At 66.8% G+C, this 22,741-nt stretch carries 25 protein-coding genes; 7 read left to right on the top strand and 18 right to left on the bottom strand.

Annotation, left to right across the window (positions count from 1 at the left end; genetic code table 11):
• Window positions 1–57 precede the first annotated feature (57 nt).
• From ACM6JT_RS01980 to ACM6JT_RS02025, 10 genes are all read right to left on the bottom strand, one after another.
• The gene (locus tag ACM6JT_RS01980; RefSeq protein WP_034181238.1) at window positions 58–1,068 is read right to left on the bottom strand and encodes an inorganic phosphate transporter; all 1,011 of its coding nucleotides are present in this window, start codon (window positions 1,066–1,068) and stop codon (window positions 58–60) included.
• A gap of 10 nt (window positions 1,069–1,078) precedes the next feature.
• Complete coding sequence (locus ACM6JT_RS01985) at window positions 1,079–1,705, bottom strand: DUF47 domain-containing protein (RefSeq protein WP_034181237.1); 627 nt, start codon at window positions 1,703–1,705, stop codon at window positions 1,079–1,081.
• Between the two features lie 138 nt (window positions 1,706–1,843).
• Window positions 1,844–3,226 (bottom strand): replicative DNA helicase, encoded by a 1,383-nt coding sequence (locus tag ACM6JT_RS01990; RefSeq protein WP_034181236.1) that lies wholly within the window; start codon window positions 3,224–3,226, stop codon window positions 1,844–1,846.
• Between the two features lie 139 nt (window positions 3,227–3,365).
• Window positions 3,366–3,818: a 50S ribosomal protein L9 gene (gene rplI / locus ACM6JT_RS01995; protein WP_105393807.1), complete on the bottom strand. Its 453-nt coding sequence runs from the start codon at window positions 3,816–3,818 to the stop codon at window positions 3,366–3,368.
• A gap of 27 nt (window positions 3,819–3,845) precedes the next feature.
• Window positions 3,846–4,121: a 30S ribosomal protein S18 gene (gene rpsR / locus ACM6JT_RS02000; RefSeq protein ID WP_034181234.1), complete on the bottom strand. Its 276-nt coding sequence runs from the start codon at window positions 4,119–4,121 to the stop codon at window positions 3,846–3,848.
• Window positions 4,122–4,125: 4 nt separating this feature from the next.
• The gene (gene priB, locus ACM6JT_RS02005; RefSeq protein ID WP_011657069.1) at window positions 4,126–4,425 is read right to left on the bottom strand and encodes a primosomal replication protein N; all 300 of its coding nucleotides are present in this window, start codon (window positions 4,423–4,425) and stop codon (window positions 4,126–4,128) included.
• A 40-nt stretch (window positions 4,426–4,465) separates the two neighbouring features.
• Complete coding sequence (gene rpsF, locus ACM6JT_RS02010; RefSeq protein ID WP_004193673.1) at window positions 4,466–4,840, bottom strand: 30S ribosomal protein S6; 375 nt, start codon at window positions 4,838–4,840, stop codon at window positions 4,466–4,468.
• A gap of 240 nt (window positions 4,841–5,080) precedes the next feature.
• Window positions 5,081–5,974, bottom strand: a complete 894-nt coding sequence (locus ACM6JT_RS02015) for an anti-sigma factor family protein (protein ID WP_414855906.1) — start codon at window positions 5,972–5,974, stop codon at window positions 5,081–5,083.
• Entirely contained in the window at window positions 5,964–6,605 is a 642-nt protein-coding gene (locus ACM6JT_RS02020; protein WP_131947868.1) for an RNA polymerase sigma factor, read from the bottom strand. The genes ACM6JT_RS02015 and ACM6JT_RS02020 overlap by 11 nt, the downstream gene beginning before the upstream one ends.
• A 177-nt stretch (window positions 6,606–6,782) precedes the next feature.
• Entirely contained in the window at window positions 6,783–7,694 is a 912-nt protein-coding gene (locus ACM6JT_RS02025; RefSeq protein ID WP_034181231.1) for a LysR family transcriptional regulator, read from the bottom strand.
• 172 nt (window positions 7,695–7,866) lie between these two features.
• Between ACM6JT_RS02025 and gcl the strand changes: the two genes are divergently transcribed.
• The 4 genes from gcl (at window position 7,867) to lysM (ending at window position 12,361) form a co-directional block, all read left to right on the top strand.
• A complete protein-coding gene (gene gcl, locus ACM6JT_RS02030; RefSeq protein ID WP_034181230.1) occupies window positions 7,867–9,642 on the top strand; it encodes a glyoxylate carboligase in 1,776 nt (591 codons plus the stop codon).
• A 43-nt stretch (window positions 9,643–9,685) separates the two neighbouring features.
• Window positions 9,686–10,495 carry a hydroxypyruvate isomerase gene (gene hyi, locus ACM6JT_RS02035; RefSeq protein WP_217589474.1) on the top strand — a complete coding sequence of 270 codons (810 nt, stop codon included), beginning with the start codon at window positions 9,686–9,688 and terminating at the stop codon, window positions 10,493–10,495.
• Between the two features lie 26 nt (window positions 10,496–10,521).
• Complete coding sequence (locus tag ACM6JT_RS02040) at window positions 10,522–11,430, top strand: 2-hydroxy-3-oxopropionate reductase (RefSeq protein WP_368858924.1); 909 nt, start codon at window positions 10,522–10,524, stop codon at window positions 11,428–11,430.
• A 460-nt stretch (window positions 11,431–11,890) separates the two neighbouring features.
• The gene (gene lysM / locus ACM6JT_RS02045) at window positions 11,891–12,361 is read left to right on the top strand and encodes a peptidoglycan-binding protein LysM (protein ID WP_034181228.1); all 471 of its coding nucleotides are present in this window, start codon (window positions 11,891–11,893) and stop codon (window positions 12,359–12,361) included.
• A 97-nt stretch (window positions 12,362–12,458) separates the two neighbouring features.
• On the opposite strand, the gene ACM6JT_RS02050 is transcribed toward lysM, so the two are convergent.
• Window positions 12,459–13,481, bottom strand: a complete 1,023-nt coding sequence (locus tag ACM6JT_RS02050) for an asparaginase (protein WP_414855907.1) — start codon at window positions 13,479–13,481, stop codon at window positions 12,459–12,461.
• Between the two features lie 272 nt (window positions 13,482–13,753).
• Between ACM6JT_RS02050 and ACM6JT_RS02055 the strand changes: the two genes are divergently transcribed.
• The 3 genes from ACM6JT_RS02055 to ACM6JT_RS02065 all read left to right on the top strand — a co-directional run bounded on the left by ACM6JT_RS02055 (window position 13,754) and on the right by ACM6JT_RS02065 (window position 15,632).
• A complete protein-coding gene (locus ACM6JT_RS02055) occupies window positions 13,754–14,044 on the top strand; it encodes a PsiF family protein (protein WP_034181226.1) in 291 nt (96 codons plus the stop codon).
• 303 nt (window positions 14,045–14,347) lie between these two features.
• Entirely contained in the window at window positions 14,348–14,797 is a 450-nt protein-coding gene (locus ACM6JT_RS02060; protein ID WP_131946156.1) for a hypothetical protein, read from the top strand.
• Window positions 14,798–15,044: 247 nt separating this feature from the next.
• Window positions 15,045–15,632, top strand: a complete 588-nt coding sequence (locus tag ACM6JT_RS02065) for a YSC84-related protein (RefSeq protein ID WP_034181224.1) — start codon at window positions 15,045–15,047, stop codon at window positions 15,630–15,632.
• Between the two features lie 96 nt (window positions 15,633–15,728).
• Here the strand turns inward: ACM6JT_RS02065 and ACM6JT_RS02070 are convergent, their stop codons facing one another.
• The 7 genes from ACM6JT_RS02070 to ACM6JT_RS02100 form a co-directional block, all read right to left on the bottom strand.
• Window positions 15,729–16,793 (bottom strand): glycosyltransferase family 4 protein, encoded by a 1,065-nt coding sequence (locus ACM6JT_RS02070; protein WP_034181223.1) that lies wholly within the window; start codon window positions 16,791–16,793, stop codon window positions 15,729–15,731.
• Between the two features lie 273 nt (window positions 16,794–17,066).
• Window positions 17,067–18,242 carry an AAA family ATPase gene (locus tag ACM6JT_RS02075; protein ID WP_105392669.1) on the bottom strand — a complete coding sequence of 392 codons (1,176 nt, stop codon included), beginning with the start codon at window positions 18,240–18,242 and terminating at the stop codon, window positions 17,067–17,069.
• Window positions 18,243–18,275: 33 nt separating this feature from the next.
• Entirely contained in the window at window positions 18,276–19,448 is a 1,173-nt protein-coding gene (locus ACM6JT_RS02080; RefSeq protein ID WP_414855908.1) for a mechanosensitive ion channel family protein, read from the bottom strand.
• 90 nt (window positions 19,449–19,538) lie between these two features.
• Window positions 19,539–19,895 (bottom strand): Rap1a/Tai family immunity protein, encoded by a 357-nt coding sequence (locus tag ACM6JT_RS02085; protein ID WP_011885036.1) that lies wholly within the window; start codon window positions 19,893–19,895, stop codon window positions 19,539–19,541.
• 130 nt (window positions 19,896–20,025) lie between these two features.
• Entirely contained in the window at window positions 20,026–20,733 is a 708-nt protein-coding gene (locus ACM6JT_RS02090) for an ankyrin repeat domain-containing protein (RefSeq protein ID WP_131946159.1), read from the bottom strand.
• A gap of 43 nt (window positions 20,734–20,776) precedes the next feature.
• Window positions 20,777–21,556: a TatD family hydrolase gene (locus ACM6JT_RS02095; RefSeq protein WP_152857514.1), complete on the bottom strand. Its 780-nt coding sequence runs from the start codon at window positions 21,554–21,556 to the stop codon at window positions 20,777–20,779.
• 141 nt (window positions 21,557–21,697) lie between these two features.
• Window positions 21,698–22,726, bottom strand: a complete 1,029-nt coding sequence (locus ACM6JT_RS02100) for a DNA polymerase III subunit delta' (RefSeq protein ID WP_072437177.1) — start codon at window positions 22,724–22,726, stop codon at window positions 21,698–21,700.
• Window positions 22,727–22,741: the final 15 nt, after the last annotated feature.

A 22,741-nucleotide genomic window follows, 5' to 3' on the forward strand; every position in this document is an offset into this window, starting at 1 on the left:
TGCGCCGCAGCCTTTCGGCTTGCGGCGCATTTCATGTCGAACCGACAGCGTTGGCGATCAGAAGATCTGGTGCCCGAGCCACCATCCGCCGGCCGCGATCAGCGCGGACGCCGGAATCGTCAGCACCCACGCCCACACGATGTTGCCGGCGACGCCCCAGCGCACGGCCGACAGCTTCTGCGTCGCGCCGACGCCGACGATCGCGCCGGTGATCGTATGCGTGGTCGATACGGGGATGCCGAGGAACGACGCGATGAACAGCGTGATCGCCCCGCCGCTTTCGGCACAGAAACCGCCGACCGGCTTGAGCTTCGTGATCTTCTGGCCCATCGTGCGCACGATGCGCCAGCCGCCGAACAGCGTGCCGAGGCCCATCGACAGGTAGCACGCGCCGATCACCCATGCGGGCGGCGCATCGCCCGTCGCCGACGCATAGCCCGACGCGATCAGCAGCATCCAGATGATGCCGATCGTCTTCTGCGCGTCGTTGCCGCCGTGACCGAGGCTGTACAGGCCGGCCGACAGCAGCTGGAGCCGGCGGAACCGCCGGTCGACCTTGCTGGGTGCGGTACGGAAATACAGCCACGACACGCCGAGCATGAACAGCGAACCGAGGATGAAGCCGAGCAGCGGCGAAATGAAGATGAACGCGACGGTCTTCATCAGCCCGTCTATGTTCAGCGAGCTCCAGCCCGACTTCGCGAGTGCCGAGCCGACGAGGCCGCCGATCAGCGCGTGCGACGAGCTCGACGGAATCCCGTAGTACCAGGTGATCACGTTCCAGCCGATCGCACCGACCAGCGCGCCGAACACGACGTAGTGGTCGACGATCTCGGGATCGATCGTGCCTTTACCGACGGTCTGCGCGACTTTCAGGTGGAAGATGAAATACGCGATGACGTTGAACGCCGCCGCGAACACCACGGCCTGCTGGGGTTTCAGCACCCCGGTGGACACGACGGTGGCGATCGAGTTCGCCGCATCGTGGAAGCCGTTCATGAAGTCGAATACGAGCGCGACGAGCACCAGCGTCGCGACCATCCATAGGGCGAGTTGTATCGAATGCATCGTGGTCCGCTCAGGCGTTTTCCAGCACGATGCCTTCGATGATGTTCGCGACGTCCTCGCACTTGTCGGTAATCTCTTCGAGCAGCTCGTAGATCGCCTTCAGCTTGATGAGCGTCTTCACGTCGTCTTCTTCGCGGAACAGCTTCGACATCGCGGCGCGCAGCACGCGATCGGCCTCCGACTCCCAGCGGTCGATCTCCTCGCACTGCTTGAGGATCTGCGCCGACTGCTTCATGTCCGACAGCATCCCGACCGCCTGCTGCACGTGCTGCGCCGACTGCGTGACGATGTGCGCGAGCTGGCTCGCCTCGGACGTGACGGCCTGCACGTCGTACAGCGACACGGCCGTCGCGACGTCTTCCATCAGGTCGAGGATGTCGTCCATCGTCGTGATCAGCTTGTGGATCTCGTCGCGATCGAGCGGCGTGATGAAAGTCTTGTGCAGCAGATCGATCGCTTCGTGCGTGAGCTTGTCGGCGGCCTTCTCGGCCGTCTGCACGTTTTGCTTGTGAATCTCGGCGTCGGCGAGATTGTCGATCAGCAGTTCGAGTTCGCGTCCGCCGGCAACGATGTGCTTCGCGTGCGCGTTGAAGAGTTCAAAGAACTTGCCCTCGGTGGGCATGAATCGACCGAACATGGGATTCCTGAGAGATTGTCAAACTACTGTCACGAAAACGGGCGACATTGTACCGTTTTCGGTCGCGCCGCGACGCGCGCATATGCGCACGCCGGGATTGGATACAACGCTTGGCGAAATAAGAGTTTACATCCGGCGCTACTCGCCGTAGAAGGTCTGCGCCCCGGCAAAGTTGTCGAACTTCGTGTATTGACCCAGGAACGTGAGCCGAACAGGGCCGATCGGGCCGTTACGCTGCTTGCCGATGATGATTTCGGCCGTGCCCTTGTCCGGGCTGTCCGGGTTGTAGACTTCGTCGCGATAAATGAACAGGATCACGTCCGCGTCCTGTTCGATTGCGCCCGATTCGCGCAAATCGGACATCACCGGACGCTTGTTCGGGCGCTGCTCGAGGCCGCGGTTCAGCTGCGACAGCGCGATCACCGGCACGTCGAGTTCCTTCGCGAGGCTCTTCAGCGACCGCGAGATTTCCGAGATTTCGGTCGCGCGGTTCTCGCCCTGCGACGAACCCGACATCAGCTGCAGGTAGTCGACGATGATCAGGCCGAGCTTGCCGCATTGCCGCGAGAGACGCCGCGCGCGCGAGCGCAATTCCATCGGGTTCAGGCCGCCCGTCTCGTCGATGAAGATTTGCGCCTCGCTCATCTTCTGCACCGCGTGCGTCAGTTTCGGCCAATCCTCGTCCGTCAGGCGGCCCGTACGCATCCGGTGCTGGTCGAGCCGGCCGATCGAGCCGAGCATACGCATCACGAGCTGGGTACCCGGCATTTCCATCGAGAACACCGCGACCGGCAGCCCGTACTCGACCGCGACATATTCGCCGATGTTCATCGAAAATGCGGTCTTACCCATCGACGGGCGCCCCGCCACGATGATCAGTTCGCCGCCGTGCATCCCGGACGTCATCCGGTCGAGGTCGACGAAGCCCGTCGGCGTGCCGGTGACGTCGCTCGGGTTCGCAGTGTGGTACAGCGTGTCGATGCGCTCGACGACCTGCGTGAGCAGCGGGCCGATCTCGAGGAAGCCCTGGTTGCCGCGCGCGCCCTCTTCTGCGATCGAGAACACCTTCGACTCGGCTTCGTCGAGCAGTTGGCGGACTTCCTTGCCCTGCGGATTGAACGCGTCGGCCGAGATTTCGTCGGCGACCGACACGAGCCGGCGCAGCACCGCACGGTCGCGCACGATTTCCGCATAGCGGCGGATGTTCGCCGCGCTCGGCGTGTTCTGCGCGAGGGCGTTCAGGTACGCGAGCCCGCCGACGTCGTCGGCCTTGCCGGACGTGGTCAGCGCTTCGTACACGGTCACGACGTCGGCCGGGCGCGTCGACGCGATCAGCCGGCCGATGTGCTCGTAGATGATCCGGTGGTCGTAGCGATAGAAATCGCCCTGCGACAGGAAATCGGCAATCCGGTCCCAGGCCGCGTTGTCGAGCAACAGGCCGCCGAGCACCGACTGCTCGGCTTCGACCGAATGCGGCGGGACTTTCAGCGATTCGATTTGAGGATCTTGCGGCGCGTTCATGGGTTGGGATTATCGCGAATTACACAGGACGACGCCATACCGGCCGCCAGTGATGCGGCAATAAAAAAGGCAGGCCCCGGTTGCCCGGGCGCCTGCCCTTGTCCGGACAGCGGAGGCCGCCCGGAAAGCTTGCGTACGCTTACGCGTGGTCGCCGATCACGTTGACCGTGACGTCGACGACGACGTCCGTGTGCAGTGCGACCTGGACGTTGTGCTCGCCGATCATCTTCAGCGGGCCTTCCGGCATGCGAACTTGCAGCTTCTCGACTTCGAAACCTGCCTTCTTCAGCAGTTCCGCGACGTCGCCGTTCGTGACCGAGCCGAACAGACGGCCGTCAACGCCCGACTTCTGCGTGATTTCGAACGCCTGGCCGTTCAGCTTCTCGCCGACTGCCTGCGACGCTGCCAGCTTTTCAGCGGCGATCTTTTCGAGTTCAGCGCGGCGCACTTCGAATTCGGCGATCGCTTCCTTCGTTGCGCGGCGAGCCTTGCGGTTCGGGATCAGGAAGTTGCGAGCGTAACCGTCCTTGACCTTGACGATGTCGCCGAGGTTACCCAGATTGGCGACTTTTTCCAACAGAATGATTTGCATTCGAATTCTCCTTATGGCGTCGCCGAGTTACGCCTTGTGCTGATCGGTGTACGGCAGCAGCGCGAGGAAACGCGCACGCTTGATTGCCGTGTCGAGCTGACGCTGATAGTGCGACTTCGTACCCGTCAGGCGAGCCGGCGTGATCTTGCCGTTTTCACCGATGAAGTCCTTCAGCGTTTCCGTGTCCTTGTAGTCGATCTGATCGACGCCGGCGGCCGTGAAACGGCAGAACTTCTTGCGCTTGAAGAGCGGGTTTTGTTGCTGACGACGCTTGTCGAATTTTTTACCAGTCGGGCGGGCCATGATTTCAGTCCTTTCCAATGTCCTGCAATGCAGTGATGTGAAACACCAAGGTTCTCGCGTTGCGGCTTTTCTTTGCCAGGAAGCCCGTGAACAGCGTCTCGACGCCCATTTCACGGCTTTCCAGCCTGCCGCTCGCCTCACCGGCCGCCACCGCCTCGATCGTCATTTCGACCTGACGGGGAATGCCTGCTTCGACGACTTCCGTGCGGTGATGCAATGTGGCGCTTGCGATCGGAACACCTGCCGGCGTATATCGCACCGGTGCGCGTTCGACGACGCTCGCCGTCAATTGCAACCTGTTCACGTGAGTGGCGCGCTCCTTGATGGCTTAATGAATGACGAACTTAAGCCTGCGCTTCGGTCGGCTGAGCTGCAGCCGCCTTCTTGGCTTCTTCGCGCTGAACTTCCTTCATCATCGGCGACGGGCCGGTTTCGGCCTTCTTCATCTTGACGATGAGGTGGCGCAGCACGGCGTCGTTGAACTTGAACGCGTGTTCGAGTTCGTCGAGCGTCGTCTGGTCGCACTCGATGTTCATGCAGACGTAGTGAGCCTTCGCGAGTTTCTCGATCATGTAGGCCAGTTGGCGACGGCCCCAGTCTTCGACACGGTGGATCTGACCGCCGTGCGACGTGATCGTGGACTTGTAACGCTCGATCATCGCGGGCACTTGCTCGCTTTGATCGGGGTGCACGATGAATACGATTTCGTAATGACGCATTACACACTCCTTGTGGATTAAAGCCACCCGGGCGTCTGAACCGGTGTGGCAAGTGAGAAGCCGAAGATTCTAACCCGGATACGGGGCGCATGCAAGGCCAATCAACGATTCTCGGCCGGATTCGGCCGTGTTTTCAAAGACTTGAAGGGCCGGGCCTGCACAATCGGCCGCCCGTCGCCCTTTTTTCCGATCGGGGTCGGGACGCAAGCGAAGCGCACCGGGCCGCGGCCCGGCGCACCGTCACTCGCTATGCGTGCCGGCGAGCCGCGCGTCGAGCGCCGTCCTGAACGCCGCGAGGGCCGACGGCTCCGCGTCGGTCACGGCCCACCACGTCATCCCGGCCGCGTCCCAGCGGTCGAGCGCATAGCCCTGCGACACGGTCGCGTACGGGGCCGCCGGCCCAACGCCTGCCGGCCGCACGTAGACGTCGATCACGTGCTGCCGGTAACGATAGACGAGCACCGCGACGCGGCGCCGCCCGACGTAGTCGAGCCGGCCGCCGACCAGCGCGAAGCCGCTCGCCGCGAGATCCTCGACCGGCGGCGCATAGTCGAGCCGGCCGTTGAACCATGGCTTGACCGTATGCCGGTCGGTCGAGATCACGTCGATGGCGCGCGCCGACAGGTCGGCCCGCACGTGGCTCGCGACGAGTTCGTCGACCGTGCGGTCGGTGTCGGCGTGGCGCGCGGACAGCGCCATCCCGGCCGCCGCGGCAAGCGCGACCATCAGCGCCACGCCCCAGCCGAGCCCGGGTAGCGCGGCGACACGCGGCCCCGGGCCCGTCGGCGCCGGGCGTGCCGATACGCCGCCGCCCAGCCAGCTGAACCAGCGACGGCCGCGCGGGCGCGGCTGCGATCGCGGCGCGGGTTCAGGCTCGGGTTCCGCCCGGGATTGCCCGCGGGCCCGCCCGTCCCCGGCTGCCGGCAGGCTCGCAAGGATGCTCGCCCGCAGCGTCTCCGGCGCGCGGTGATAGTCGGCTTGCCGCACGGCCTGCACCAGCGTGACGATCCGCGCGCGATCGCGGCGGCACGCGTCGCACCCGTCGACATGCTGCTGGACGCGCAACGCATCGGGCGCCGACAGTTCGCGGTCGACGTCCGCGTCCAGCAATGCTCGCGCTTCGTTACAGTCCATCGATAGCCTCCGATGCGGTTCCGCCTGCCGGCGTACGGCCCGGCCTGCCTTTGGCCGCCGGCGCGGGCTCGCCGCCCAGCAGCACGGCGAGCCTGCGACGGCCGCGCGCGAGCCGCGACATCACCGTGCCGACCGGCACGTCCGCGATCGCCGCGATCTCGCGGTAGCTCAGGTCCTCCATCTCGCGCAGCACGAGCACCTCGCGGTATTCGGGCGGCAGTTTCGCGAGCGCTGCATTCACGAGCCGCACGTTCTCGCCGCGCAGCAACTGCGCGAGCGGATCCTCGGTCGCCGGTTGCCAGTCGTCGGGAACGTCGGTGTCGTCGAGCGTGTCGGGCAGCGCGACCTCGTGCGCGTGCGTACGGCGCCGCCACTCGGTGTACCAGGTGTGGCGCACGATCGTCAGCAGCCATGGCCGCGCGTTGTCGCCGCGACACGAATCGATGAAGCGCAGCGCGCGCATGCACGCGTCCTGGACGACGTCGTCCGCATCGCCGGCGTTGCCGCTCAGCCAGCGCGCGAGGTTGTACGCGGCGTCGAGATGCGGCAGCACGAGCGTACGAAACCGCTCGCCGCGCGCTACCGCGTCGTCCGCCGCCTGCTCATCGACCGCCTGTCCGGCTTGCCCCACATGGCCTCCCTGGTCCCGGCGGCCGAAACCGCGCCCGTTCCGCGCATGGCGCCCGGACAGACCGGCAACGTGCGCGCTCGATGACCTTACCGTCGTTGCGTCGAGTTTATTCCCGCGCAACGCACGTGAAGCGTAAAAAATCCATGGTCAGCCGTGTGGCCGTGCCGCCCGCCGCCGTTACGGCGTGGTGCTCCAGTAGCCGGGGCGCGCGTACGCGTCGCGCAGGTAGTCGATGAAATAGCGCACGCGTGCCGGCACGTAGCGCTGTTGCGGGTAGACGGCGAGGATGTCGTAGTCGGGCAGCGCATACTCGTCGAGCACGGTCTCGAGCTCGCCCGTTTCGAGCTGCGCGGCGATTTCCCACGTCGAGCGCCAGCCGAGCCCGAGGCCTTCGGCCACCCAGCGGTGCAGCAGCTCGCCGTCGTTGCAGTCGAGATTGCCCGCGACGCGCATCGTCGCGATCTTGCCGTGGCGCTGGAAATACCAGCCGCGGTTCTGCCCGCCCTGCAGGTTGAACGCGAGGCAGTTGTGCTTCAGCAGGTCGTCGAGCGACTTCGGCCGGCCGTGCCGGCGGAAATAGTCGGGCGTGCCGCACACGACACGCCGGTTCGACGCGAGCTTCACCGCGACGAAGTTCGGGTCGACGGCGCCGCCGATCCGGATCGACAGGTCGTAGCCTTCGCGCACGAGATCGACGACACGGTCGGTCAGGTTGAACGACAGCTGCATCTCGGGTTTGTCGGCCAGAAAGCCGGGCGCGTGCGGCGCGACGTGCTTGCGCCCGAACGCGGCCGGCGCGGACACGATCAGGTGCCCGCTGACCGCGCGCCGCCCGGCGGCCAGCTCGTTCTCGGCCTGGTCCCATTCGGACAGCAGCCCGCGGCAGCGCTCGAGGAACGCCGCGCCCTCCTCGCTGACCACCAGCCGCCGCGTCGAGCGATACATCAGCTTCACGCCGAGGCGCTTCTCGAGCGCGTCGATGCGCCGCCCGAGCACCACCGGCGACACGCCCTCCTCGAGTGCCGCCGCCGCGAGGCTGCCGGCATCGGCAACCCGCACGAACGTCTCGATCTGCTTGAAGCGATCCATCTGCCGTCTCCGTCTTCGTTCCGACACCGGCGGGAAACCCCGCCCGGCCGTCATTCCATACTTTTAGTTTCGAAATAAGCGACTCCGGCTGATCTTATCAAACCTTTCCTGCATCCCTAAAGTGTCCCCAACAGACCGATTCGCACGATCCGCCACATTAAAGGAGACATTCATGGCCAAGATGAGAGCCGTCGACGCAGCAGTGCTCGTGCTCGAGAAGGAAGGCATCCAGACCGCGTTCGGCGTGCCGGGCGCAGCCATCAACCCGTTCTACTCCGCCATGCGCAAGTCGGGTGGCATCAGCCACGTGCTGGCCCGCCACGTCGAGGGCGCCTCGCACATGGCCGAAGGCTTCACGCGTGCCGCGCCGGGCAACATCGGCGTGTGCATCGGCACGTCGGGCCCCGCCGGCACCGACATGATCACGGGCCTCTACTCCGCATCGGCCGACTCGATTCCGATCCTCGCGATCACGGGCCAGGCACCGCGTGCGCGCCTGTACAAGGAAGACTTCCAGGCCGTCGACATCGAGTCGATCGCGAAGCCGGTCACCAAGTGGGCCGTCACCGTGCGCGAGCCGGCGCTGGTGCCGCGCGTGTTCCAGCAGGCATTCCACCTGATGCGCTCGGGCCGTCCGGGCCCGGTGCTGGTCGACCTGCCGATCGACGTGCAGCTCGCCGAAATCGAGTTCGACATCGACACGTATGAACCGCTGCCGGTCTACAAGCCCGCGGCCACCCGCGCGCAGATCGAGAAGGCGCTCGCGATGCTCAACGACGCGGACAAGCCGCTGATCGTGTCGGGCGGCGGCGTGCTCAACGCAGCGGCCGAAGACCTGCTCGTCCGGTTCGCCGAAACGATCGGCGTGCCGGTGATCCCGACGCTGATGTCGTGGGGCGCGATTCCGGACGACCACCCGCTGATGGCCGGCATGGTCGGCCTGCAGACGTCGCACCGCTACGGCAACGCAACGATGCTCGCGTCCGACTTCGTGCTCGGCATCGGCAACCGCTGGGCGAACCGCCATACGGGCAGCGTCGAGGTCTACACGAAGGGCCGCAAGTTCGTGCACGTCGACATCGAGCCGACGCAGATCGGCCGCGTGTTCGGCCCGGATCTCGGCATCGTGTCCGACGCGAAGGCCGCGCTGGAACTGTTCGTCGCCGTCGCGCAGGAATGGAAGGCCGCCGGCAAGCTGAAGGACCGCAGCGCATGGGTCGCGGAATGCCAGCAACGCAAGCGCACGCTGCAGCGCAAGACGCACTTCGACAACGTGCCGGTCAAGCCGCAGCGCGTGTACGAAGAGATGAACAAGGTGTTCGGCCGCGATACGTGCTACGTCAGCACGATCGGCCTGTCGCAGATCGCCGCCGCGCAGTTCCTGCACGTGTTCAAGGCACGCAACTGGATCAACTGCGGCCAGGCCGGCCCGCTCGGCTGGACGATCCCCGCCGCGCTCGGCGTGCGTGCAGCCGACCCGAGCCGCCCGATCGTCGCACTGTCCGGCGACTACGACTTCCAGTTCATGATCGAGGAGCTGGCAGCCGGCGCGCAATTCAAGCTGCCGTACGTGCACGTCGTCGTGAACAACTCGTACCTCGGGCTGATCCGCCAGGCGCAGCGTGCGTTCGACATGGACTACTGCGTGCAGCTCGCGTTCGACAACGTGAACGCACCGGAACTGAACGGCTATGGCGTCGACCACGTGGCCGTCGCCGAAGGCCTCGGCTGCAAGGCGCTGCGCGTGTTCAAGCCGGAAGAAATCGAGCCGGCGCTGCGGCAGGCGCAATCGCTCGCGGAAGAGTTCAGCGTGCCGGTGGTCGTCGAAGTGATCCTCGAGCGCGTGACGAACATCTCGATGGGCACCGAAATCGACGCTATCAACGAATTCGAGGATCTCGCCGAAAAGGCCGAGCACGCACCGACCGCCATCTCGATGCTCGACTGATCCGCAGGACATTTTTGACTGACCGACCGAAGAGGCTTAGCTCATGCCGAAGTTTGCTGCAAACCTGACCATGCTGTTCAACGAAGTGCCGTTCCTCGACCGCTTCAAGGCGGCCGCGGACGCGGGCTTCGACGCCGTCGAGTTCCTGTTCCCGTATCCGTACGCGAACGAGGAACTCGCCGAGCGGCTCGAGACGCACCGCCTGCGCCTCGTGCTGCACAACCTGCCCGCCGGCAACTGGGACCAGGGCGAGCGCGGCATCGCGTGCCTGCCCGATCGCGTCGGCGAGTTCCAGGAAGGCGTCGGCCGTGCGATCGAATACGCGAAGGCACTGAAGGTGCCGCAACTGAACTGCCTCGTCGGTATCCCGTCGGCCAGCACCGCGCGCGACAAGACCTTCGTCACGATCGTCGACAACCTGCGCTTTGCGGCCGATGCGCTGAAGCGCGAAGGCATCCGCCTGCTCGTCGAGCCGTGCAACAGCTTCGACATCCCGGGCTTCGCGCTGAACCGCTCGTCCGAAGGGCTCGACGTGATCCGCGCGGTCGGCTCGGACAACCTGTTCCTGCAGTACGACATCTATCACATGCAGCGCATGGAAGGCGAACTGGCCGCGACGATCGAACGCAACCTCGCATCGATCGGCCACGTCCAGCTCGCGGACAACCCGGGCCGCAACGAGCCGGGCACGGGCGAGATCAACTACGCGTTCCTGTTCGCGCTGCTCGACCGGCTCGGCTACGACGGCTACGTCGGCTGCGAATACAAGCCTCGCACCACCACGACGGAAGGCCTCGGCTGGCTGCACAGCATCGCCGGCTGCGCGCCGGGCTCGGCGCGCCGCGCCGCCTGAGATCCGCCCTTCCCGCTTTCGCCCCTATAGGAGACTTTCACATGGCAACCATCGGTTTCATCGGCCTCGGCATCATGGGCGCGCACATGGCGCGCAACCTGCTCAAGGGCGATCATCAGCTCGTCGTGAACGGTGCGTTCCCGATCCCGGACGACCTGCGCGCGAGCGCCAAGGTCGTCGCGAACTCGACCGAAGTCGCGCAGAACGCGGACATCATCATCTCGATGGTGCCGGACACGCCCGACGTGCGTAACGTGCTGTTCGCCGACGACGGCGTCGCGAAGGGCCTGACGGCCGGCAAGCTCGTGATCGACATGAGCTCGATCTCGCCGCTCGACACGCAGGCATTCGCAAAGCAGATCAACGCGCTCGGCTGCGACTACCTCGACGCGCCGGTGTCCGGCGGCGAAGTCGGCGCACGCGAAGCGACGCTGACGATCATGGTCGGCGGCCCGGAACAGGCCTTCGAGCGCGCGAAGCCGCTGTTCGAGAAGATGGGCAAGAACATCACGCTCGTCGGCGACAACGGCGCGGGCCAAACCTGCAAGGTCGCGAACCAGATCATCGTCGCGCTGAACATCGAGGCCGTCGGCGAAGCATTGCTGTTCGCCGCACGCTCGGGCGCCGATCCGGAGCGCGTTCGCCAGGCACTGATGGGCGGCTTCGCCGCCTCGCGCATCCTCGAAGTGCACGGTGCGCGGATGACGAAGCGCACGTTCGATCCGGGCTTTCGCATCGAGCTGCACCAGAAGGACCTGAACCTCGCGCTCGACGGCGCACGCAAGCTCGGCCTCGCGCTGCCGCATACCGCGAGCGCGCAGCAGCTGTTCAGCGTGTGCGCATCGCACGGCGGCAAGGCATGGGATCACTCGGCACTCGTGCGCGCGCTCGAGATCATGTCGAACTTCGAGATCGGCCAGACGCCGGCCGCGTAACGCGGACGCAAAAAACGCGCGGTTCCGCTGCAATGGCGGACGCGCGCGAGGAACACGCGCGATCCGGCCGCGGCCGGTCGCATCGATGCGCGACGCACGCGCGCATCACGGTGGGGCGCCCCGCCGCGCATCGCCAACCGCATGCGCGACGGGGCGAAAAACGCCGCTCTGGGCTGAGAGCGGCGTGGTGGGGTCCGCAGCGGCACCCGGCGGCGCCGGGGAAGCCTTGGTCGGTCAGACGTCGTCGTCGGGTGTCCGCCTGTCGGATTTCGCGTATTACATTTCTTTACGTTCGAGCTTGCGATTTTTCATGCAATCGTCGCGCTGAACGCCTACACTTTCGCCACGCCTTTCGAGAAAACCGCCGCGCTTGCGTTCACTCCGGTGAATGCGTCCAGCGCGGTGTTTTTTTCGCCACTTCATGGCGCGTTTTCTTTTCAACCACCTAAGGAGTGCAGCGATGGGTCTTCTTTCGTTTATCAAAGAGGCGGGTGAAAAACTGCTGGGTCATGCCGACGCGCAAGCGGCGGAAGATCCGAATGCCGCGAACCAGACCGCGGCCGATGCGATCAAGAACTACATCAGCACGCAGGGTCTCGACACGTCGAACCTGACGGTCGCGTTCGACGGCGCATCGCGCACCGTCACGCTGTCGGGCAGCGTCGCCGATCTCGACACGAAGGCCAAGGTCAAGGTCGCGGCCGGCAACGTGCAGGGCGTCGCGGGCGTCAACGACGACGATCTGCAGCCGGACGATCCGGAAGTGCAATACCACGACGTGAAGCCGGGCGACACGCTGTCGGCGATCGCCAAGGAAGTGTATGGCGACGCGAACAAGTATCCGGCGATCTTCGAGGCGAACAAGCCGATGCTGTCGAGCCCGGACCGGATTTACCCGGGCCAGAAGCTCGTGATTCCGCCGCAGTCCTGAGCATCCGCGCAGGATTGAAAAACAAAAAATGGCAGGCCATCCGGCCTGCCTTTTTCTTTGGCAATGCCGCACCGCCCGAGCGGCGGACGGACATCGGTCAGAACGTATCGAATACGCGCTGCAGTTCGTCACGCGCCCGGATGCCGTTCGCCAGCGCGAGCATCAGCAGCACGCGCGCCTTGAACGGATTCAGCGAGCCCGCACTGACGAAGCCGAGCGCGTCGTCGTTGGCCGCGCCGTTGCGCATCACGTGCCCCGAGCCGACGCGCGACGCACGGATCACGGCAACGCCCGCGTTCACCGCATCGGCGAGCGCCGCCTGCAGCGTTGCATGGATCGACCCGTTGCCGGTGCCGGCCACGACGAGCCCGCGCACGCCGGTCGCCACCAGCGCATCGACGGCCGTGCGCGTCACGCCCGCGTAGCTCGCGACGACTTCGACGGGCGGCCACGTTGCGGCGATCGCCAGTTGCGCATCGCGCGAACGCGTGACGCGGCGCGCGAATTCGACGCGGCCGTCCTGCACCCAGCCGAGCGCACCGAGTTCCGGCGACTGGAATGCGTCGACCGCATAGGTGCTCGTCTTCACGACGTCGCGCGCGCCGTGGATCCGGTTGTTGAACGCGATCAGCACGCCCTGCCCGCGCGCGGCCGGATGCGCGGCCACCGTCACCGCGTTCAGCAGGTTCAGCGGGCCGTCGGACGACAGCGCGGTCGCCGGCCGCATCGCGGCCGTCATCACCACCGGTTTGTCGCCTTTCACGACCAGGTGAAGGGCATACGCGGTTTCCTCGAGCGTGTCGGTGCCGTGCGTGATCACGATGCCGTCGACCGCCGGATCGTCCATCAGCGCGTCGATCCGCGCGGCGAGCGTGTTCCACAGCGGCAGTGCGAGATCCTTGCTGTCGATGCTGGCGATCTGCTCGGCGTCGATGCGTGCGACCGACGCGAGCGCCGGCACCGCGTCGACCAGGAAACCGACGCCGAGCGCGCCGGCCTGGTAACCGGCCGTGCTGGCCGCGTCGGGCGCGGCACCGGCGATCGTGCCGCCGGTGGCCAGCACGGCGATGCGCGGCAGGGCCGCCGCGGACGGGGGGGATGCGGGATTCGGAGTATTCATGGCCGCGATTGTAATGGCTCGCGGCCGGGATCCGGCAGGTTCCGGCGCCACGGCCGATGCCGGCCGCCGCGCATCATGGTTTGTCCCGATCGTCCGGTCGCGCGCGCCGTCAACGGCCGCGGCGCCCGCAACGTTATAGGAAGTGCCGTTTCGGTGTTTTTCACATTGATTCGCCATAATCGGAGCGCGCGGTGCGATGTGGCCCTATCCTCATCGCAACGTGCTTCGTGACGGCATCGATAACACGCAATTCACCCCATGGGAGTGTCGAAATGAAAATCCAATCGCTCGTAGCCGCAGTGCTCCTCGGCGGCATGCTGGCTTCCCCCGCGTTCGCGGCGAACAGCCAGCAGGACAAGATGAAGGCCTGTAACACCCAGGCAGCAGGCAAGACGGGCGACGAACGCAAGGCGTTCATGAAGGACTGCCTGTCGGCGAAGCCCGCGAAGGCGATGACGCAGCAGGAAAAGATGAAGGCCTGCAACACGCAGGCCACCGGCAAGAAGGGCGACGACCGCAAGGCGTTCATGAAGAGCTGCCTGAGCAGCCAGCCGGCCGCCTGAGTTCCGGCGCTCCCGTATCGAATGCCGCGCACCGCTTCGGCGGGCGCGGCATTTTTGTTTTCGTTGCATGCGCATCGACGCATACGCGCGTGAAACGCCTGCCGCACGCGTTCCGCCGCCGCCGTTCGACCGCCCGCCTCCACCCGTCCCGCTTTCCGGGCCCGCCGTACCGGCGCCGCCACATGGTGCGGCAATTCGCCGCGTTTTCTTCTATGATGGCTGCAACGCGGCCCACCCAAGTACAAGAAGCGCCATCGGGCCGCCCTCGAGACGGACGCGCACGCGCGTCAATTGGAGGCATGGATGGCATGGAGACAACACCGCTGGTTCCGCCGCTGGCTGATCGTGATCGTGTTCTGGGCCGTGCCCGTCGCGATCGTCGCCGTGCGCGAGATCCGCGAGGAAATGGCCTACAACAAGGCGGACCTGCAGCTCGCGCTGACCACCTGGCAGCTCACCGACGCGCAGCAGGCAGCCGGCGCCGCCGCGAAGTGCCACGGGGATCCTGACGACGCGCGCGCGGCCGGCTGCCCGGCCGACGTGCTCGCCGCCAACGCGCCGCGCCAGCAGGCGGCCCGCGACGAATACGTGGTGCGCCGCACTACGCTCGCGGGCTATCTGTGGCATGCGTTCGTCGGCTACTGGGTCGTACCGGCCGCGTTCCTGTTCGCCTGCGGCGTCGTGATCGCACTGATCCGCCGCGCGCTGCGCCGCCCGCCGATCAAGCCACCCGTCCCGCCGGTCACGCACTGACCCGCCCGCAAGCGCCGTCGCCGCCCGATTTGCCGCCCTTGTTCCCCGCATGCCGACCCGCGCGGGGCGCGTCGGCGCGCGGCCGCCGATCCGATCGGTCCGTTGGTGCGCAGCGACACCGCCACCCCGATTTGACGCTCTTTCACGCACGAACGAAAAGGGGTTGTAATCCGCTGTGATATAACTGCCGACGTGATCCGCTCCTTGAGCGAGACTCACTCCGAACGTCATCCGATGGAGAATAACGATGCAAAAACGGAATCTTGTGCTGAAAGCCGCCGCTGCGCTCATCGTCGGTAGCCTCGCGCTCACCGGTTGCACCACCACCCCGGACAAGCCGGACAACGCCGCGACCAGCGCGTCGAAGCGTCAGGCAATCGACTCGAGCGTCGACGCAACGCTGTCGCGCCTGTATTCCACGGTCAAGGGTTCGCGTGAACTCGTCGCGAAATCGCGCGGCGTGCTGGTCTTCCCTGACGTGCTCCAGGCCGGCTTCATCGTCGGCGGCCAGTCCGGCAACGGCGCGCTGCGCGTCGGCGGCAGCACGGTCGGCTACTACAACACGTCGTCGCTGTCGGTCGGCCTGCAGGCCGGTGCGCAGTCGAAGGCGATCGTGTTCCTGTTCATGACGCAGCAAGCGCTCGACGAATTCCGCGGCTCGGACGGCTGGGCAGCCGGCGCCGGTGCATCGGTCGCGCTCGTGAAGATGGGCGCGAACGGCGCGATCGACACGACCACGGCCACCGCACCGGTCCAGGTCGTCGTGCTGACGAACGCGGGCCTGATGGGCGATGTGTCGATCAACGGCACGAAGGTCACGAAGCTCAAGATCTGACGCTCACGCACCGCCCGTGCGCACCGCGCGCGGGCCATGCGCAAACGGCGATGTCCTTGCGGGCATCGCCGTTTTTTTATCCGCCCGCGCTCCGCGTCAGGTCGTCGAGTCGATCACCTTGAAGCGCGAACGCTTCTGCGCGCGGATCACCGACTGGTAGACGTCGACGTACTGCTGCGCCATCCGGCGCGACGTGAAGCGTTCCTCGAAGCGCTGCCGCACGCGCGCACGCGGCAGCAGGTGCAGCCGGTTCACGGCGGCCACCGCGCTGATTTCATCCTCGACGATGAAACCCGACACGCCCTCGTCCAGCACCTCGGGCACCGCGCCGCGATTGAACGCGATCACCGGCGTGCCGCACGACATCGCCTCGATCATCACCAAACCGAACGGCTCCGGCCAGTCGATCGGGAACAGCAGCGCATGCGCGCCCGACAGGAATTCGGCCTTCTGGTGATCGGCGATCTCGCCGATGTATTCGACGTGCGGCAACGCGAAGAGCGGCTTGATCTCGCGGTCGAAGTATTCCTGGTCGGCCGCATCGATCTTCGCGGCGATCCGAATCGGCAGCCCGCACTGGCGTGCGATGCTGATCGCCGTGTCGACGCGCTTCTCCGGCGAGATGCGACCGAGGAACGCGAGATAGCGCGGCTCGACGGGCTGCGGCATGTACAGCGTATCGGGCAACCCGTGGTAGACGGTCGTCAGCCATTTCGCCTGCGGCAGCGGCTGGCGCTGCGAGTTCGAAATCGAAATCACGGGCGCCGTGTTGAACGTGTCGAACACCGGCTGCTGCTCGGGCAGGTCGAGCCGACCGTGCAGCGTCGTCACGTAAGGCGTTTCCTGCCGGTTGAAGACCGAGAACGAGTAGTAGTCCATGTGGAAATGGAGCACGTCGAAGTCCTTCGCGCGGCGCGCGACCGTCTCCATCAGCAGCATGTGCGGTGCGACGCGGTCGCGAATCGACGTGTCGAGCCGCAGCGCGCGCGGCCAGACCGGCTCGAGCTTCGCACGTGTCGTCGAGTCGCCGCTCGCGAACAGCGTCACATCATGGCCGAGATCGACGAGCGCCTCGGTGATGTAGGACACGACGCGCTCCGTGCCGCCGTACAGCTTCGGCGGCACCGATTCGGTCAGCGGGGCGATCTGGGCAATTCTCATGGTCCACGTCTCCTGTGTCCTGTCCCGTACGGCACGCGGGAGTGTGCGCTTTTCGCGCGCCCCCGCCCCGTGCAGCGCCGGCCGGCACGGCGCCGGCCGGATATCCCGCCATTATTGGCGATCCCGATGCCCGGAACCGCCTGTCTTGCATTTTATGGGCGTTGTTACAGACAGGATACATTCGTTCCGCCTCGCCCGATCGCACCGCATCGGGCACCGTCGGGGCATGCCCCCGCCCGGGCGCCGGACGCGGCCGAATGCACGCCGCCCGCGTCAGCGCGACGGCCACTTCCACGGCGGCAGGTCGCGCGCGTCGGCATCGACGAGCGCGGTCGCGCCGAGCTGCTTGTCGAGCACCAGCGATTCGCAGCCGGCCTCGCGCTCGAGCGTCGCGATGAGCCGCGCCGCATGCGACACGACCAGCACCTGCGAGCGCTGCGCGGCCTGCGCGATCAGGCGGCCGAGCGCCGGCAGCAGATCGGGATGCAGGCTGGTCTCCGGTTCGTTCAGCACCATCAGCGCCGGCGGCCGCGGCGTCAGCAGCGCGGCCGCGAGCAGCAGGTAGCGCAGCGTGCCGTCGGACAGCTCGGCCGCCGCGAGCGGCCGCAGCAGCCCCGGCTGGCGCATCAGCACGTCGAAGCGGCCGCGGCCGCCCGGATTGTCGATCTCGACCGATGCGCCGGGAAACGCGTCGTCGATCGCCGCATCGAGTGCCGCGCCGTCGCCGATTTCGCGGATCGTCTGCAGCGCGGCGGCGAGGTCGGCGCCGTCATCCGCCAGCACCGGCGTATGGGTGCCGATGTGCGACTGCCGTGCCGGCGCCTGCGCATCGGTCCGGAAATGGTCGTAGAAGCGCCACGAGCGAATCCGCTCGCGCACCGCGATCATCTCGGGCGCGCCGGTCGGATCGGCGAACTCGGTCATCATGCTGTCGAAGCTCGCGACCGGCTGCGGAATCGTCTGCCAGTCGCCCGACGCGGTGCGTGTGCGGATCTGTGCACCCTGCCGGTCGACCAGCAGCGTCGACGGGCGCGGCAGCGCGCCGCCCCAGATGCATTCGCGCTTGACCACCGGATCGAGCGCGAACTGCGATCTGCTCGGGAGCGGCAGGCCGAGATCGATCGAATAGCCGAAATCGTCGCACGCGAAGCCGAGCTTCAAGCTCACGGGCCCCTTGCGCACCGTGCCGGTCACCGGCTCGTCGCCGTTCAGCATCGCGCGCGAGAAGCGCTCGGGGCCGGCCCACAGCGTCGACGGCAAGCCGCCCTCGCGGGCGAGCGACGGGATCACGCGGCCCTGCGCGGTGTCGGCGAGCAGCCGCAGCGCGCGGTATACGCTCGACTTGCCGCTGCCGTTCGGCCCCGTGACGACGTTGAGCGCCGCGAGCGGCACGATCAGCTCGCGCAGCGAGCGGTAATTGGCGATGGCGAGCGTGTTCAGCGCGGTCATGACGATGGATGGCGGGCAGGCGCCGGGCCGCGTTCAGCGGCCTTCGACGGCCTGCGGATCGGCTGCGGTGTTGGCCGCCGTGCTGGCGGCGGGCGCCCGCGCGTGCGGCCGTTCGGGATTCGGCGCGTCCGGCGCGGAATCATGCGGATACAGTTCCATCCGGCTGCGCGGCAGGCATTGCGGATAGCGGTCCTGCAGGTATGCGATCAACCCTTCGCGCACGCGGCAGCGCAGATCCCAGCACGACGACGAATCGGCCGCGCTGACGAGCGCGCGCAACTGCATCGTGCGCTCCGTCGCATCGGTCACCTGCAGCACCTGCACGCGGCCGTCCCACTCGGGCGCCGCATGGACGAGCCGCGCGAGCTCCTCGCGCAGCGGCGCGAGCGGCGTACGGTAGTCGACCGACAGGTAGACCGTGCCGATGATTTCCGCGCTGTTGCGCGTCCAGTTCGTGAACGGGTTCTCGATGATCCACTGCAGCGGCACGACGAGGCGCCGCTGGTCCCACAGCCGCACCGACACGAACGAGCCGGTGATTTCCTCGATGCGCCCCCATTCGCCCTGGATCACGACCACGTCGTCGAGCCGGATCGGCTGCGTGAGCGCGATCTGCAGCCCGGCAATCAGATTGCCGAGCACCGGCCGCGCGGCGATACCGGCGACCAGGCCCGCGACGCCGGCCGACGCCAGCAGGCTCGCGCCCACCTGGCGCACGTTCGGGAACGTCATCAGCGCGGCGCCGGTGCCGATGATCACGATCAGCACCATCACCGTCCGCACGAGCACCTTGGCCTGCGTATGGATGCGCCGCGCCTGGAGGTTGTCGGCCGTATCGAGCGGATGCGCCCGGATGATCGCGTCGCCGACGCCAGCCGCGAGCCGCACCAGCAGCCACGTGAGCGACACGATGGAGCTGACCGCCGCCGCGGTGCGCATGCCGCCCACGAACGACATGCCGTCGTCGGCCTGGACCCACAGGAATTCGAGCGCCAGCAGCGCGAGCACGACGAGCGACGGCTTGTCGATGTAGCGCAGGATCGCGCTCATCAGCGGATACGGCTGCGCGATGCGCTTGACGATGCGTGCGCCGAGACGGTGCACGATCGTGACGACCAGCACGACGATGACCGACACGGCCAGCGTGCCGAGCCACGAATGCAGCGGCGCATCGGCGATGCGCTGCAGTTCCTCGATTGAAATCATCGGCGCCCGGGATGCTTCGGTTATGAGGCGCGCACGCCTCGTCCTGGATGCGTCGGCGACGTCCGGGTAGTGCCCGGACACGGCGTCAGATCAGTTGCCGCCCCTGCAGGGAAACGCCTTGCCGAGACCGAGCGACACCGCGGTGCTCGCGTTGTAGTCGGCCAGCTTCGGATTTTCCGCGATGTACTTGCGCACCGCATCGGTCATCTGCTGCGCCCGGATGTCGGGCGGCAGGCAGAAATACTGGCCGACACGCGGCCCCGTGGTGCCGCCGATCGCGTCGATGGTGTTGTAGACGCCGTCGGCAGCGCCTTCGATGTAGGCCGCGCACGACGCCCGCGACTTGACGTCCGTCTTCGCGCACAGCCGGTCGAGATCCGCGCCCGTGAAAGCCGCCGCCGACAACGGCACGGCAAACGCCGCGGCACAAAACATTGCGCGCAACATGGTGTTCCTTATGTCAATGCGGCCCGAGACCGCCTGCTGCGTTGGCCGGCGCGGCGCCGGACACCCTTCTCCGGCCGGAATCCGCCCGGCCGGGTGCGCACCGCCGCGCTGGCCGGTGCACCGAAAACCGTCATTTTGCACTCTTTTGCGCATCTGCCGGCGCCGACGCGCCGATACGCACCGTACGCTTGCTCAGGATGTCGATCGCGTCCGGCGCCTTGTAATGCTTCGCGAACTCGAGCGCGGTGATGCCGAGCTGGTTCTTCACCTGCGGATCGGCACCCTGGTCGAGCAGCAGCGTGACCGTCGACGCATGGTTGCCGCGCGCGGCCATCATCAGCGGCGTGGTGCCGTTCGGCGAAGCCGTGTCGATATACGCGTCGTGGTCGAGCAGCACCTTGACGACCGCGTCCTGGCCGTTGGTCGCCGCGTAGTGCAGCGGCGCCCAGCCTTTCTTGCTGACTTCCGCGCCCTTGTCGATCAGCAGCTTGACGAGGCCGACGTCGCCGTTCAGCGACGCGAGCATCAGCGCGTTCTCGCCGGCCTTGTCTTCCTTCTCGAGGTCGACGTTCGGCGTCGTGGCGATCGCCGCCGCGACCTTGTCGGATTTCTCGCGCGCGGCGATCACCAGCAGCGGGTCGCCGTTCGGTGCGAGCGTGTTCGGATCGAGGCCGTTCTTGAGCTGCTTGCCGATGTCGGCGATGTCGTCGAACTTGACGGCCTTGACGATCGCGTCGAGCGACTCGGCATGCGCGCCGGCTGCAGCGAACAGGCCGCTCGCGACCAGCGCGGCGACGACGAGTGCACGTTTGGTCAGATGGTTGGTCGGCTTCGTCATTGTTGTGGGCTCCTTCCCTGGGTTGTCGGCTGCGCGCGCGTCGTTAGCGGGCGATCTTGAACAGCCGGAAAAAGTTCTGTGTCGTCGCATCGGCCAGCGCCTCGACGGCGATCCCGCGCTCGGATGCGATAAAGCGTCCGACATGGCTGACGTACGCAGGTTCATTCGGCTTGCCGCGATACGGCACCGGCGCGAGGTACGGCGAGTCGGTCTCGATCAGCAGCCGGTCGAGCGGCACGCGCCGCGCGACGTCCTGCACGTCGGTCGCGTTCTTGAACGTGACGATGCCCGACAGCGAGATATGGAAGTTCTGCGCGAGCGCCTGCTCGGCGACGGGCCACGGCTCGGTGAAGCAGTGCATCACGCCGCCCGGCACGTCCGCGCGCTCCTCGGCCATGATCCGCAGCGTGTCCTCCGACGACGACCGCGTATGGACGATCAGCGGCTTCATCGTCGCGGTCGCCGCGCGGATGTGCGTGCGAAAGCGTTCGCGCTGCCATTCCATGTCGGCGATCGAGCGGCCCTCGAGACGGTAGTAGTCGAGGCCCGTTTCGCCGATCGCGACGACCTTCGGGTGCGCGGCCAGCTCGACGAGTTCCGCGAGCGTCGGCTCGCGCGCGTCCTCATGATCGGGATGCACGCCGACCGACGCGTAGACGTTGTCGTACGCGTCCGCGATCGCGAGGACCTCGGGCAGCGTCTCGAAATCGACGGACACGCACAGTGCGTGCGTGACGTCGTGCTCGCGCATGTTCTCGAGAACGGCCGGCAGGCGGTCGGCCAGGCCCTTGAAATTGATGTGGCAGTGAGAGTCGACGAACATCGTGTTTCCTGAATACGTAAGGCGGGCGCTCATGCGCTCGCCGGCGTGCGGCAACCGGCGGCGTTCGCGGGCCGGCCGGCCGCGGTCGCGTCGCTGAGTAAGCCGAACATCGTTTCGCAACCCATCAGAAACAATGCCGGGTCACGCGAACATTTCCCGATACCCGAGAAACAATTCCTCGAATACGAGCCGCGCGTTCAGCGGATGGTTCTCGACCGTCCGCTGCCGCGTCACGGCCTTCATGAAGCGCGCGAACGCGTTCGCGTCGACCGATTCCGCGCAGCGCGCGAGCGCCGCCGCGTGCATCGGGAAGTAGCGCGGCGCGCCCGCCATCCGCTGCGCGAGCAGATCGTACAGCCAGCGCTGCAGCCAGCCGAGCACCAGCGGCACCGGCAGCTTCTGCAGCGTCTCGCCGCACGCGAACGGGTCGCACGCCGCACCGGCCGCGAGCTGCCCGAGCGTGTAGTCGCGCAGCGGGCGGTTCTCGTCGCTCGCGAGCGCCAGCGCGGCGAGCGGCGCGCCGCCGGCTTCGGCAAGCAGCGCGCTCGCATGGTCGACGCCCTGCGCCGCGAGCCAGGCCGCGGCCGCGTCGGGCGCCGGCACGGTCATCGGCCACTGCCGGCAGCGGCTGATGATCGTCGGCAACAGGCGGTCGATGCGCGCCGACACGAGCAGGAACACGACGCCGGACGGCGGTTCCTCCAGCGTTTTCAGCAGTGCGTTCGATGCGGCGACGTTGAGCGCCTCGGCCGGATACAGCACGACGACGCGCGCGCCGCCGCGGTGCGAACCGACCCCGCAGAAGTCGAGCAGCGCGCGCACCTGCTCGATCTTGATTTCCTTGCTCGGCGCGCGCGTCTTCTTGCCGCCTTCGTCCGCGTCGGCCGGCTTCGCGTCGTCCGCGGCGCCCGGCGCTTCGCCGGCCAGCACTTCGGGCAACACGATCCGGTAGTCCGGGTGGTTGCCCTGCGAGAACCAGGTGCAGGCCGCACACGTGCCGCACGGCTCGCCGTTCGGCAGCGGCGATTCGCACAGGAAGCCCTGCGCGAGATGCTGCGCGAACTGCAGCTTGCCGATCCCGGCCTGGCCGTGCAGCAGCAGCGCATGCGGCCATTGCGCGCGCAGTTGCTGCAGGCGGTTCCAGTCGTCGGTCTGCCACGGATAGATCATGTGGTGCGTTCCTTG

It is taken from the genome of Burkholderia sp. IT-111MI5, from assembly GCF_949752865.1.
Taxonomy (GTDB): Bacteria; Pseudomonadota; Gammaproteobacteria; order Burkholderiales; family Burkholderiaceae; genus Burkholderia; species Burkholderia pyrrocinia_C.